We start from the raw sequence: 12,503 nt of genomic DNA, 5'->3' as shown, positions 1-12,503 counted from the left end.
CACCACCGAATCACAGCACCGAGATCCGCGGGGCGTCGTCACCGACTCCCGCGGATCTCTGCTGCGCGGGCGTAAGCGGTCGCGTGCTGACGAGCCGTCACGGGCCACTCTCGAGCGCTCAGATCCGGTGATCCTTCGGGGATGCCCTGGTTCAGCGCGTCGCGGATGGCGTGAGTGAGCTCGGCGTCGGCGTCGAGGAGATGCACCCAGGACGCGCCCACCTCCTGCTGCAGGTCACGCGTGACCGCGTTGTCGGGTACGAGCACCGGCCGGTCGAGCGACAGAGCGAGCAGTGCTACTCCGGAGTTGTGCAGCTGGCGGTAGGGAAGCGCGACGAGCGATGACGAGGAGATGATCTCGACGATCCGCCCGTCGTCGACGAAATCGAGCTCGAGGGTGATGCGGTCCGAGTCGGACGCATTCCCGACGAGGACCTCGCCCAGAGCGGCGTCTGCGGGCTTCCCTGCCACGTGCAGGCGGAAGGCTCCCTCGGTCGAGTCGTCGGCGACGGCGGTGACCAGCTCCTCCATGCCCTTGTAGGGGCGGATGTGTCCGACCACGCTCACGAGATCGTCTGTGGCATCCTGACGCGGGAAAGGCGCGAAGTGGTCTCGGTAGTGTCCGTGAGGTATCAGGACCCGCTCGGCCGCGGTCTCGGTGCGCGTGCGTTCGTTGAGAATGATCCAGAGCGTGGTGAGACGATTCCATCGTCGCAGGATCGCGCTGTCCACCCTCGAGGTGGACTCGTGCGGCCGTTCGTTGTGTGCGGTCCTGACGAGAGCGGTCTTCGTCACGGCGAGGCGACTCTGCAGAGCGAGCGTCAGCACACGTCGCATCCAGCGCTTCGGACTGCTCGTCGCCGAGGTGAAGATCTCGGGCCAGTGCACGTGGAGCACGTCGTAGCGGCCGAAGATCGCGGTGCGCCACGAGAAGAGCTGCACATCGACCTCGCGCCCCACGGCGTCGACGAGCTGCACGATGTAGGGGTTCGTCGTCGCGCGGATGGCAGGCGTCGACATCATCACCCGGAGGCGTGCGGTGCTCATCGACTGCGACTCTTCTCGCGCCACGGTGACTCCTCGAAGCGAAGATGGGGCCCGGCCAGGGCGAGCCCGAGGGCGAGGCCGAAGAAGGGCGCTGAACTGTAGATCGGGTTGAAGAACAGGTTCCATGCGGTGATGATGACCGAGAACAGCAGCAGGGCGGTGGCGGTGCCGCGCGCGAGCTCCACGGCGACTCTGCGGATCATGACGACGATGGCGATCACGAGGAAGATCAGAACGGGCCAGCCGAAGTACGCCCAGAGATCTCCCGTCACGGAGTGCAGTTCGAACTTCGTGGGTCCGAACATGAAGTTCTCGACATAGCCGTTGTTGGGGTCGTAGTTGATGACCTGCATCCCGGACTTGGCGACGAGGATGTCAGCGGGGGACGCGATCGTTCCCGCGCCGAATCCGAGGGGTCGACTGAGGAACAGGGCTGCGGTCGCCGCCAGCTCGGGACGCCCGCCCACGAGGATGGAGCCCGCTCGAGTCTGCTGCTCGACCGAACGCGCCTGGGCGTCCTCGCCGAGGTAGCCCTCGACGAGGAGACTCGTCCCGATGAGGTAGACGGTGACACCGATCGCCGCCGCCCAGACGAGCACCTTCGCGGCCGACATCCGCTTGTTCGAGATCCGAGGCATCGCCTGCCACGCGAGCAGCAGCAGCACGATGGTGAAGACTCCGAAGAACGCGCGCGAGTCCATCGCCACGGAGACCAGCGCCAGCGCGCCGAGGGCGAGCATGTCGGACAGACGTCTCCGGGAGCGGAGGGTGAGAGACAGAACGATGACGGCGATGGGCAGACCGATCGCGAACTTCCAGGGGTTCTCGGCGAATATCGAAGGACGCATCACCGCCGCGGCGACCATACCCAGTCCGTACGTGACGCCGATGGTCCACAACGGCACGAAACGCTGGGCCCAGACCACGATCCCGGCGACCATGGGGACGCTGAGGAACAGCAGAGTCGTGGCGATGAGCGTGCTCTGCGAGGTGTCGTGGTCCTGGGCGGCGACAGCCGTCAGCCACACACCCGACACGGCGGATACGGCGGCGGTGATCGCCAGCCAGAGGCCTGCCCTGCTCGCCACCAGCCGAGGCACCCACAGAGGGAGCAGTACGAAGGCGAGGACGAGACCGACGCTGACTCCCGATCCGACGAAGATCCGAGCACCGATGAGGAAGAGTGTCAGCAGGGCGAGCGCGGCTTCGGCGTCGGTGAAGAACGTCCTCTGCAGACGCGTGGTCTGAGGCGCGACCGTCATCATGCGTGACCCCCCTCGTCCGCCTGCGGCTGTAGTATTACCCCCAACGAGTCTACGGGCTCATCGGGGCGGAATACTGGGGGTATCGGGAGTGGGCTCTCAGCGCGCGTCTTTGGGGGATGCGGCCGCACGAGGAGCGAGTGTCACACTCGCCGGGCAGCTGTATCGGACGGTTCTCCAGTTCGTCTCGATCTTCGTTCTCGCACGTCTGCTGACGCCCGACGACTTCGGCCTGATCGCGATGGTCGCCGCGGTGATCGGCATCTCGGAGCTCTTCCGGGACTTCGGTCTGTCGAGCGCCGCGATCCAGGCGAAGCATGTCTCGATCGGCGAGCGCACGAACCTGTTCTGGGTGAACACCGGCCTCGGCGCCGGGTGCGCTGTCATCGTCGCACTGGCTGCACCGCTGGTCGGTCTGCTGTACTCGAACGACGAGGTGCCGGCGATCGTGGTCGTGATGTCGATCGGCTTCGTGCTGAGCGGCATGGTGACCCAGTATCGGGCCGACCTGACCCGCCGCATGCGGTTCCTCGGGCTGTCGATCACAGAGGCCGTCGCGCCCACGATCGGGTTCGCCGTCGGCATCCTCCTCGCACTGCAGGGATTCGGGTACTGGGCGCTCGTCGTGCAGCAGCTGTCCTCGTCTCTGGTGCTGCTGGTGCTGTCGGTGGTCATCGCCCGATGGCTTCCCGGGCTTCCGCAGCGACGCACGTCGATCCGCCGGTTCATGAGATTCGGTGCAGCGCTCTTCCTGACGCAGCTGATCTCCTACGGGACCAAGAACGTCGACAACATCGCGATCGGCGTCGTGTGGGGCGCAGGACCCCTCGGCTACTACGATCGCGCCTACCAACTGCTGATGGCTCCGCTCAACCAGATCAATGCGCCGATGACGCGCGTCGCGCTTCCCGTGCTCTCGAGGATCCACGAGGAGAAGGAGCGGTTCGCGGGCTACCTCCTGAAAGCACAGATCGTCGGCGGATACGCGACCGCGACGCTCTTCGCGCTCGCTGCGGGGATGGCACCGGCGATCGTCGATGTGCTCTTCGGCCCGCAGTGGGCTCCGATGGCTCCGATCTTCGCCGTCCTGGCGATCGGCGGAGTGCTGCGGGCCACGGCGCAGGTGTCCTACTGGATGTTCCTCGCGACCGCGAACACGGGGGCGCAGTTGCGCATGTTCCTGGTCGTGCGTCCGATCATGATCGTGATCATCCTGGCCGGGCTCCCGTGGGGTGCGTTCGGAGTCGCCGTCGGGAGCACCGTGGCGTACGCGTTGCACTGGATCGCATCGCTCTTCTGGGCTTCCCGAGTGACCGGCGTCCCCGCGAGGCCCCTCATCACGAACATCCTCCGCATCCTCCTGACCGTCTCGGTGCCCTGCGGGCTGCTCGCTCTCGGCATCAGCGCGCTCGGCTGGACCTCGATCGCGACGGTTCTCGTCGCGATCGGTGCGAGCGTCGTGTATCTGCTGCTCCTCACGCTCGTGTCGCCTCGCACACGTGAAGATCTGCTCACCGTGGTCTCTTTCATCCGCCGCTCACTCGGCAGGCGGTCGCGATGAGCGGCGGCCTCGCGCGGGAGCGTGCGGCGAAGGCCGCGTTGGCTGCGGCCCTCAGAGACCGCAGCGACGACGTGGCTCCCGGGCTCTGGAGGATTCTGGACACCAGGTCGGCGGTTCTTCCCGATGACGGCCGTGCCTGGCGGGCCATCGTCGCGCACGTCGAACGGGGTCGAGGTGTGAAGAGGGCACTGCTCGACGTCAGACGCCTCCTGGCCGTTCCGAGGCGCGTCCGCATCGAAGGACCGACGACAGAGACGCCGGCTGCGCAGCTGCCGGTTCGCGTCCTGATGACCAAGGACGGCGGGCTGGTGGGTTTCGACCGTGCTGATTCGATCGTGACGCACCTGCGGCGTACCCCTCTTCCCGCGGACTACCGCGAACGTCGCGCAGCTCTCGAGAAGGTCTACCGCGCCGTGGAGTGGCATCTCGACGACGATGGCAGGCTCCTGAGGGAGGCACGGGTTCCCGGGCGTCCTGCGAGATTCTGGGAGCCTGCAGACCGCGTGGCGCTGCTCCGAGACGTTCTCGCCGTATCGACCACTCGACTCGCGGCAGACACCGTGCGCAAGCCGCTCGTGGTCGACGCCCGCGCAGCGCTCGACCGGCTGTCAGGTCAGTCCCGGTGGGACGACGTCGCACGATCCGCTGAGACCGCGGGAGAGGTGCCATGGGTCCTCTCGCATGGCGATCTCACCCCGGAGAACGTCCTGGGTCAGGGTCCTGAGGAGTGGGGCCCGATCGATTTCGAGGACGCGCGTCCTGCCCCGTTCTTCTTCGATGCGCTCTCGCTGGCTGTGCGAGACGATGCGATGCGTGCCGCGCTGATCAGCGGCACCCTCGCGAAGGAATGGTCCGACCTGCTCGCGGCCGCGGGTGTGGATCCGGTGATCCTCACACCGGCGATCGCGATGGATGCTGTCGCCCTGATCGCGGCTGACCACCACCATCGTGAACACGGTGGGGACTTCTCCTATACCCTCGCGTCGCTCACCTGAGGCGCATCACTTCGCGGTCTTCGCCGTGACGGCCTTCTCGGACTTCTTCTTCGCTGCGGCCTGCTTCTCGGACGCACGGGTCTCGGGCGACGCCTTCTCGTCAGTGCGATCGGTCTGATCGGCATCCTCGTAATAGCTCGACGAGGAGTGCTCCGGGGGAACCGCGTTCAGCACGAAGCCGATCACACGGGCTCCGGCGCCGGTCAGCGTGTCGACGGCCCTGCGGAGAGACTGACGACGGGTGACCTTGTAGCGGCCGACCAGCAGGCTCGCGCCCGACGCTCGCGCCAGCGTGAGCGTGTCACTCACGGGAAGCACCGGTGCCGAATCGACGACCACGAAATCGTAGTGCTCGCGCACCTCGCGGAGAAGATCCTGCATCGCCGTCGAACTCACGATCTCGGTCGGGTTGGGCGGACGCAGACCGCTGGCGAGCACATCGATGTTCCTCGTGCCCCAGTTCTGGATGGAATCCGCGAGAGAAGCCTGGTGCGTGAGAGCGGTCGTGAGTCCCACCGATCCGTCGAGTCCGCACGCCTCGGCGATACGCGGGCGGCGTAGATCGGCGTCGATCAGAAGCACTCTGGGGCGACGCTCTGCGAGCGCGAGCGTGAGGTTCACCGCGGTTGTCGTCTTGCCCTCGCCGGCGAATGCCGACGACACCACGACCATGCGGAGGTCTCCATCGATGTCTGCGAAGTCGAGGCTGGCGGCGAGACGTCGATACGCCTCGCGCGTCGATGCGGACGAATCCCACTGACCGCTGATCGACGACCGCTGCGAGCGGCGCTTGCCACCGGGTCGGGGGATGCGGCCGAGGAACGGGATGCCGGCGGACCGTTCCGCGTCCTCTTCAGAGCGGATGCGGGTGTCCAGAAGCTGCTTGAGAACGGCGTAGATCACCGCGAGCACGAGCCCGAGCGCCGCGCCCGTGATCGCGATCAAGCGGGTGTTGGGTGCGAAGGGGAACTTCGGGACGCTCGGAGGCGCCACGGTCGTCAGGACGATCGACGGCCTGCCAGCCGCGTCCTTCGGGGAGAGGTCGCTGGTGACCGTCGCGAGCGACTCCATGACGGCGGCCGCGGTCTCCTGGGCCTGCTCGGGGTCTGTGCTGACGACGGTCAGACTGACGATCACGGTGTTCAGCTCGACCTCAGCCGTGATGGATTCGGCGAGGCCCTCGACCGTCTTGTCGAGTCGCAGGTCTTCGATGACCGGCTCGAGCACGGCGGGCGTCGTCGCGAGGTTGGCGTACGACTGCATGAGGCTCTGGGTGTACTGCGACCCCTGGACGAGCTCGCTCACGGTGTCTCCGCGCTGCGACGAGACGTAGGCGCTCGTGGTCGCCTCGTACTGGTCGGGCTGGATCGTCGCATACGCGAATCCCGCGACCCCGCCGATCACGGTCGCAGCGACCAGCAGATACCACCGGTCCCGCAGAGCCGTGAGGTAGTCCTTCAGATCCATGTTGTTCCCCCGTACCGAGTCCAGCTGCCTGCCATCCGTGACGATTCGCCCCCCACAGGATCCATTCGCACAGAGCAGGCACGCAGGTGCGCTGTATAGCCTAGAGCCACCGGCATGTGAGGAGAATGAATGCGGCCCGAATCGGTGCTCGCCGTCTGCGCGGCGAACGTATGCCGATCGCCGGTGATCTCGTTCCTCATGGCGCGGGAGCTCGCGGCGTTCGGTGCACCGGATGACTCGGTGTTCGCCTCCGCCGGAGCCAGCGCCCGCGGCGGCGTCGCCGTCTGCCACACGATGCGTTCGAGGTTGGCCGAGCGGCCGGGGTGGTCGGAATTCGCAGAGCGATACCGATCGTCGCGACTGACGCCCGAGCACATCGATTCAGCCGAGCTCATCCTCACCGCGACGGCTGCCGAGCGAGGAGCTGTCGCGCTGCTGAACCCTGCGGCGCGGACGCGCTCCTTCACTCTGCTCGAGGCAGCCGCGCTCGCGGAGCACGCGCGCTCGACGCGAGTGGCGGCGACGGACTTCGATCTCGCGACGCTCGCCGCGCTGATGAACGCGCAGCGCGGGCTGGTCGAGCCTCCGAGGCCGTCGCGCTGGCGCCGCACAGAGCCGGACGCGGGCTTCGACATCCCCGACGCGCATACGAGTCGCGCGCGCCACGAACGAGTGCTGCGAACGATCGAAGCGGCGTCGTCTCGTCTCGGTGCGGCTGTCAGGGCGCTCACGACAGCACCGTGACCGCGGGCGAACGCGGGGGAGTCACGACGAGACGAGCACGAGTTCGGTGACCCTCGCCCGATACTGCTCGGGGGCGTGACGCTCAAGGGCGATGCGACGCGATCCGTCGACTCCGTCCCGCACCGTCGTCCAGTCTTCGATGATCCGGCCGAGTGAGGCGGCCAGCGCCTGCGGATCGTCAGCCGGCACGAGCGTCGACGTGGGATAGCCACCGGCGGCCTCGCGCAGACCGCTGCTGTCGCTCGCGACCACCGGGCGACACGCGAGGATGCCCTCGACCGCAGTGTTTCCGAAGGGCTCGTCCACGCGCGACGGAACGGTCAGCACATCGGCATCCTCGAGGAACGGCCAGATGCTCTGGTGGAAGCCGGCGAAGACGACCTCGATGCCCGACTCGGCGGCTCGGCGTCGGAGATCCTCCTCGAACCACTCGTAGCCGGCGAAGACCGCACCGAGGAGGGTGACTCGGACATCGTGCCCCGACCGTGCCAGTTCGGCCGCAGCGTCGATGACGACATCAGGCCCCTTGCGGGGGGAGAGGCGGCCGATGAACAGCACCCGGAACGGTCCGTCGATGCTGCGTCGTGGCGCGGCGGGGCGCTCGGGAGAGGCCACTCCGTTGTAGACCACGACGCTTCTGCGCGCGAGCGGCGAGAGCGCGTTCTCTATGGTGTCGAGGCTGAAGCGGCTGTTCACCAGCGTGCGACGGGCTGCGAGGTGAGGCAGATAGAGCAGCGTGTTCACCAGGCGGTTGCCCGAAGCCTCGGCCTCGTGCACGTGGCTCACAGCTCGGATTCCGCGGACGCGGGCCACGAGCGGCCACTGCGGGACGATGATGGTCGACACATAGACGACATCAGGGCGCACCCGACTGATCAGCCGCCAGGATGCGCCGAGACCGCGGAACATATCGCGGAAGAGCGTCGGCAGGCCACGGGGTGTGAGCAGGACCTTTCTCAGGACGAGCATCGGGATGATGACGACTTCTGCGCCGGCTCTGCGGAGTTCGATGTCGAGCATTCCACGCCCCGGCAGCGCCACGACGACGCGCGCACCGCTCTCGACGAAGCCGATCACGCTCTCGAGCAGCATGCGGTCGGAGCCGAACATCTCGGCACCCGGGTGCGCGACGAGGATGGTCCGGGAGGAGGAGCCGGTCACCAGTCCTCCGCCCGTCGGCGCGCACGGCGAGCGATCCTGTGCACGCTCTGGCCCGATGAGAGCCGTCGAGCGAGATCTTCGTAGGCGTCTGCCACCTCATCCCAGCGGAACACCGCCTGCGCCCGCTCCTGAGCGCGGCGCCCGCTTTCGCGCGCCCCGGCGTGGTCGGCCTCGGCGCGCTCGAACGCCGCTGCGGCCTCGTCCGGTGTCGTGAAGAACCATCCGTTGCCCTCGAGCACCTCGCGGTTGAACGGCACATCGAATGCGATCGTCGCCGTGCCGGCGCCCATCGCCCGCAGCAGCGACGGGTTCGTGCCTCCGACCGAGTGACCGTGATCGTAGGTGAGCGCGTGGAAGTACAGTGCGTCGAGGAGCTCCTGGTCGTAGACGCCACCGACGAGGCGAATGCGTTCGTCGCCCTGGGCGGCCCGCTGGATCCGCTCGGTGTACTCGTTGCTGTACGGGGCGGAGCCGACGACGACGAGCGGCAGGTTCGCGGAGCTCCGACGGAAGCCCTCCACGATCTCGAGCACGTGGTTCTCGGGTTCGAAACGGGCGACGATCAAGTGGTAGCCGCCGGGACTGAGGTCGAGTTCGTCGAGGCGGGTGTCGGCGACGGCATCGAGGATCGGAGCACCGTAGCGGATCATCTCGGTGGGCACGTCGAACTGATGCGTGTAGTAGTCGGCGATGCCGGGCGCGTCCGCGATCAGCGCGTCACTCGTGCGCACGCCGAACTGCTCTGCCCACCGGTAGTAGGCCTTGCCGCGTGGACCCCATTTGGATCGCCGCCACTCGAGCCCGTCCATGTGCAGGGCGGTGGGCACACGTCGCAGGCGGAGCAGCGGCACGAACGGCGAGTTCGCGGCGTTGAACACGAAGGCCGCGTGCGGACGCCGTCGGAAGATCAGGTGGAGTGCCGAGAATCCGGTGTGGCTCAGCGTCTCGACCTGCTTCACGGGGATCGCGGGGAGGTGCACCACCCGCATCCCCAAGTACTTCTTCTCGCGGCTCTTCGAGCCCCGCGTGTAGACGACGACGTCGTGACCCCGATCTGCGAGTCGTCGACCGACCTCTTCTACAGCCGTCTCGAATCCGCCGTAGGCCGCGGGCACCCCCCGTGTCCCCACCATCGCAATGGTGAGGGCATTCCCCTTGATCATGTACTCAGTATGCTCCGCTGGGCCGGACCATGACCTTGGCGGTGCGCCACATGATCTGCAGGTCGTTCATGACCGACCAGTTCTCGACGTATCGCAGGTCGAGCCGAACGCTCTCGTCCCACGAGAGATCGCTGCGTCCGGAGACCTGCCACAGGCCGGTGATCCCGGGCTTGATGTAGAGACGCCGGAACACGGTGCCGTCGTATGCGGTGACCTCGGTGGGCAGCGGGGGACGCGGACCCACGACGCTCATGTCGCCGACGAGGACGTTCCAGAACTGCGGCAGCTCGTCGAGGGACAGCTTGCGCAGGATCCGGCCGACTCGCGTGACACGCGGGTCGTCTTTCATCTTGAACAGCAGGCCGGCTCCCTGGTTCTGCTCCTTGAGCGTCGCGAGCTGCTGCTCGGCATCGGTCTTCATCGAACGGAACTTCATGATCTTGAAGGTGCGGCCGTCTCGACCGACGCGTTCCTGCGAGAAGAACAGGGGGCCGGGAGAGTCCAGTTTCACGAGCAGCGCGAGCAGCGGCGTGATGAGCGCGATCGGGATGAGCGCGACGGAGGCGACGACGATGTCGAGAGCGCGCTTCAGGACGTGCTGGCCTCCCTCGTACGAGGGGATCTGCACCTGGATGAGAGGAAGGCCCTCGACCGGTGCGAAGGAGATGCGCGGGCCGGCGACATCGGTGAGGCGGCTGGAGAGCACGAGCTCTGCTGCGGTGCCTTCGAGCTGCCAGCTCAAGTGCTTCACGAAGTCGGGCTCGCCGTCCGGCCGGCTCGCCACGATGATCGTGTCAGCGCCCAGTTCGGCAGCCACCGTCGAGACGGAGTTGACGTTGCCGAGCACCGGGAACTGCTCGCCGCGGGCTTCGACATCGCGTGCATTGCCGTCGAGCAGCGTCGCACCGACGACCTGGTACCCGGAGGCGCCGATCGGGTGCAGGGTGCGGATGACGTACTCGACGTCGTCGCGGTTGCCGACGACGAGCGTGCGCGAGGCGAAACGCCCCCGCGCACGCTGCGTCGTCAGCCAGTGCCGCCACGCCCATCGCGTGCCGAGCAGGGTGAGGAGCCCGAGCGGCAGGCCGACGAGCAGCACGAGCTGCATCGTCTGCCAGCCGAGCACGACGCTGAGCATGGCGATGATCCCGAACGCCAGCCCGCTGGCGTGTGCCACGCCGCGGTACTCGGTGGCGCTGGCGCGGAACAGCGCTGCGTCACGGGTGTGCAGCGCGCCGAGCATCAGATACCAGAGCGAGGCCAGCAGAATGCCGTTGCGCAGGGCCTCTTCCCCTGCGACACCGGTCATCACCTGGACCGCTGCTGTGATTCCGACCGAGAACAGGATGACCCCAGCATCCGTGATCTGCAGTCGCATCCGATAACGCCGTTCCCACTGACGGCGTCGCTCCAGCGTTGCGGACACGCGAGGTGTGACCACCGTGCGCGTGACCGACTGGGCGGCTCGCGGAGCAGCGACCGGCGTGAAGACCGACCCCGTGCGAGTGATGCTCAGGGCATCCTCGACGGAAGTCATGCCGAAGCCCCTTGAGCCCTGAATGTACGCAGAATTCCCCAGTGCGCCATAGTTATCCCCAGATATTCCCCAGACCACGGACCCCACGTCCATGGCATCGTCTGCGTCCCGACCCCTCGGGTCCTGCTGCATCCGTGATCCCAAATCACGATTAGCGGTCACCGTCCCACACGGTGTTGCTGGCAGCAGGCACTGCAGACTTCGTTCACTCTAGCGGAACCGAACGTTCAGCGGAAGGTAATTCACGCGAGTGGATCAACCTTTATTCCAGTACGCGTGCTCGGATGGCGAGCGACGTCGATATCGTGACCGCGTGACCGCCACCCCGCCCCCCCGATTCCGTCTCAGCCGCATGCTGCCGAGAGATCCGGCGCAACCCCATCGCACTGCCAGCACACTCGAGCTGTTCTTCGATCTCGTGTTCGTCGTCGCGGTGAGCATCGCCTCGGCCCAACTGCACCACGCGTTGAGCCACGGCGACTTCGTCCACGGCATCACCTCTTACCTGCTGGTGTTCTTCGCGGTGTGGTGGGCGTGGATGAACTTCACGTGGTTCGCCACATCATTCGACACCGACGACTGGCTCTACCGCGTCACGACGATCGTGCAGATGGGGGGCGTGCTCGTGCTGGCGGCCGGGATACCCGCGGCGTTCGAGCACGGAGATTTCACCCTTCCGGTGATCGGCTACATCGTGATGCGCCTCGCGATGATCGGGCAATGGCTGCGCGCGTCACGTGGGGCGGGGGAGCTCAAGGCCGCGACTCGTCGCTACGCCTTCGGCATCGCCGCCGTGCAGATGCTGTGGGTGCTGTTCCTGCTCGTCCCTTCAGGGCCGCTCCAGCTCGTGGCCTTCGTGGTCTTCGCCCTCGTCGAGGTCAGCGTGCCGGTGTTCGCCGAGCGCCGTGGGCAGACGCCATGGCATCCGCATCACATCACCGAACGCTACGGTCTCTTCACGCTCATCGTGCTCGGCGAGAGCCTCCTCGCCTCCGCCAACGCGATCATCGAGGCGAAGAATGAGCTCGACTCCTTCGTTCCGCTCATCGCGATCTCGGTGCTGACGCTGGTGGTGACCGCCTCTCTGTGGTGGATCTACTTCTGGCCGCCGCATCACCGGGCGATCACGACGCTCGGCCGCACGCTCCGCTACGGGTACTCGCACTATCTCGTCTTCGCTGCGGCCGCCGCGTTCTCGGCCGGAATCGAGGTCGAGCTCGACGTCCCGACCGGCGAGAGCCATCTCCCCCAGGCCGTCGCGTCGCTCACGGTGGCCATCCCGATCGCGATCTTCCTGCTCGGCATCTGGTGGATCGCGATCCGCGAGCACGCCGACAGGGTGGTGAACACGGTCATTCCGCTCGGTGCGGCCGTGGTGCTGCTCGACTCGATCCTGCCGATCCCGGTGGTGATCACCGCCGCCGTCCTGGTCGTGATCGTCGTCGTGCTCGTCCTGCATCCGCCTGTGCGTCGGGAGTCATAGACATCGCATAGGCGAGGCATAGTTCACTGATCGCATCCTCCGTGACCATGGGTACATCGACACCCATCCACGCCGAGAGGAGCA

General features: G+C 66.8%; 10 protein-coding genes. 4 read left to right on the top strand and 6 right to left on the bottom strand.

The genetic code is table 11. The features are described from left to right. Positions 1–38: 38 nt before the first annotated feature. Both QMA07_RS07550 and QMA07_RS07545 read right to left on the bottom strand, forming a co-directional pair. Complete coding sequence (locus QMA07_RS07550; RefSeq protein ID WP_290160940.1) at positions 39–1,046, bottom strand: glycosyl transferase; 1,008 nt, start codon at positions 1,044–1,046, stop codon at positions 39–41. Further along, on the bottom strand, positions 1,043–2,311 hold the full coding sequence (locus QMA07_RS07545; protein ID WP_290160939.1) for a hypothetical protein: 1,269 nt from the start codon (positions 2,309–2,311) through the stop codon (positions 1,043–1,045). The genes QMA07_RS07550 and QMA07_RS07545 overlap by 4 nt, the downstream gene beginning before the upstream one ends. A gap of 88 nt (positions 2,312–2,399) precedes the next feature. Here QMA07_RS07545 and QMA07_RS07540 point away from each other — a divergent pair, with 88 nt between their 5' ends. Both QMA07_RS07540 and QMA07_RS07535 read left to right on the top strand, forming a co-directional pair. Then, positions 2,400–3,869 (top strand): lipopolysaccharide biosynthesis protein, encoded by a 1,470-nt coding sequence (locus QMA07_RS07540; protein WP_290160938.1) that lies wholly within the window; start codon positions 2,400–2,402, stop codon positions 3,867–3,869. After that, entirely contained in the window at positions 3,866–4,864 is a 999-nt protein-coding gene (locus QMA07_RS07535; protein ID WP_290160937.1) for a phosphotransferase, read from the top strand. Before QMA07_RS07540 ends, QMA07_RS07535 begins: the two co-directional genes overlap by 4 nt. A gap of 6 nt (positions 4,865–4,870) precedes the next feature. Here QMA07_RS07535 and QMA07_RS07530 read toward each other — a convergent pair whose 3' ends face one another. Then, positions 4,871–6,331, bottom strand: a complete 1,461-nt coding sequence (locus tag QMA07_RS07530) for a polysaccharide biosynthesis tyrosine autokinase (RefSeq protein ID WP_290160936.1) — start codon at positions 6,329–6,331, stop codon at positions 4,871–4,873. 129 nt (positions 6,332–6,460) lie between these two features. Between QMA07_RS07530 and QMA07_RS07525 the strand changes: the two genes are divergently transcribed. After that, positions 6,461–7,075 carry a protein tyrosine phosphatase gene (locus QMA07_RS07525; protein WP_290160935.1) on the top strand — a complete coding sequence of 205 codons (615 nt, stop codon included), beginning with the start codon at positions 6,461–6,463 and terminating at the stop codon, positions 7,073–7,075. Between the two features lie 21 nt (positions 7,076–7,096). On the opposite strand, the gene QMA07_RS07520 is transcribed toward QMA07_RS07525, so the two are convergent. The 3 genes from QMA07_RS07520 to QMA07_RS07510 are packed head-to-tail and all read right to left on the bottom strand — an operon-like array spanning position 7,097 to position 10,936. After that, entirely contained in the window at positions 7,097–8,236 is a 1,140-nt protein-coding gene (locus QMA07_RS07520; RefSeq protein WP_290160934.1) for a glycosyltransferase, read from the bottom strand. Then, on the bottom strand, positions 8,233–9,399 hold the full coding sequence (locus tag QMA07_RS07515) for a DUF1972 domain-containing protein (RefSeq protein ID WP_290160933.1): 1,167 nt from the start codon (positions 9,397–9,399) through the stop codon (positions 8,233–8,235). The genes QMA07_RS07520 and QMA07_RS07515 overlap by 4 nt, the downstream gene beginning before the upstream one ends. A gap of 4 nt (positions 9,400–9,403) precedes the next feature. After that, entirely contained in the window at positions 9,404–10,936 is a 1,533-nt protein-coding gene (locus QMA07_RS07510; RefSeq protein ID WP_290160932.1) for a sugar transferase, read from the bottom strand. 352 nt (positions 10,937–11,288) lie between these two features. Here QMA07_RS07510 and QMA07_RS07505 point away from each other — a divergent pair, with 352 nt between their 5' ends. After that, positions 11,289–12,419, top strand: coding sequence for a low temperature requirement protein A (locus tag QMA07_RS07505; RefSeq protein WP_290160978.1), 1,131 nt, complete (start codon positions 11,289–11,291; stop codon positions 12,417–12,419). Positions 12,420–12,503 lie beyond the last annotated feature (84 nt).

Source organism: Microbacterium sp. APC 3901, from assembly GCF_030407765.1.
GTDB lineage: Bacteria > Actinomycetota > Actinomycetes > Actinomycetales > Microbacteriaceae > Microbacterium.
This window is presented reverse-complemented; position numbering and strand designations above follow the sequence as displayed.

Excerpts from the sequence above, each read along its gene's own strand:
- QMA07_RS07550 (WP_290160940.1), bottom strand. The coding sequence starts at position 1,046 with ATGAGCACCGCACGCCTCCGGGTGATGATGTCGACGCCTGCCATCCGC.
- QMA07_RS07545 (WP_290160939.1), bottom strand. The coding sequence starts at position 2,311 with ATGATGACGGTCGCGCCTCAGACCACGCGTCTGCAGAGGACGTTCTTC.
- QMA07_RS07535 (WP_290160937.1), top strand. The coding sequence starts at position 3,866 with ATGAGCGGCGGCCTCGCGCGGGAGCGTGCGGCGAAGGCCGCGTTGGCT.
- QMA07_RS07530 (WP_290160936.1), bottom strand. The coding sequence starts at position 6,331 with ATGGATCTGAAGGACTACCTCACGGCTCTGCGGGACCGGTGGTATCTG.
- QMA07_RS07525 (WP_290160935.1), top strand. The coding sequence starts at position 6,461 with ATGCGGCCCGAATCGGTGCTCGCCGTCTGCGCGGCGAACGTATGCCGA.
- QMA07_RS07515 (WP_290160933.1), bottom strand. The coding sequence starts at position 9,399 with ATGATCAAGGGGAATGCCCTCACCATTGCGATGGTGGGGACACGGGGG.
- QMA07_RS07510 (WP_290160932.1), bottom strand. The coding sequence starts at position 10,936 with ATGACTTCCGTCGAGGATGCCCTGAGCATCACTCGCACGGGGTCGGTC.
- QMA07_RS07505 (WP_290160978.1), top strand. The coding sequence starts at position 11,289 with ATGCTGCCGAGAGATCCGGCGCAACCCCATCGCACTGCCAGCACACTC.